This is a genomic window from Pelomicrobium sp. G1, from assembly GCF_051905455.1.
Lineage (GTDB): Bacteria > Pseudomonadota > Gammaproteobacteria > Burkholderiales > UBA6910 > Pelomicrobium.
In genome coordinates this window covers 1-233 of the sequence record NZ_JBQACR010000653.1, presented here as the reverse complement: position 1 = coordinate 233, position 233 = coordinate 1, and the positions used below count along the sequence as shown (strand labels likewise).

Below are 233 nucleotides of genomic sequence, written 5' to 3'. Positions count from 1 at the left end.
AACGCGCCGGCCGCATCCCTGATCCGGATTTCCCGCACACCCGCGCCGATGGTCGTCATGGGCTTCCAGTCGTCCGGGTCCTCGCCATGCTGCACCTTGTCGATCTGAAAGCCGGCTTCGCGCCGGGCAGTTTCCGGAAATGCCCGTAACGTTTCAAGCGAGTCACCGAGGAATTCAACCGGCTTGACCGTCATGTGGGCAATATACAAGAACTTGTAACCAATGGGCAAGAA

1 protein-coding gene is annotated in these 233 nt (G+C 58.8%); it reads right to left on the bottom strand.

The features are described from left to right. Nucleotides 1-194: type II toxin-antitoxin system RelE/ParE family toxin (locus ACTFO6_RS19990; RefSeq protein ID WP_439936015.1), on the bottom strand; the 194-nt coding region annotated here is incomplete at its 3' end. Between the last annotated feature and the right edge of the window lie 39 nt (nt 195-233).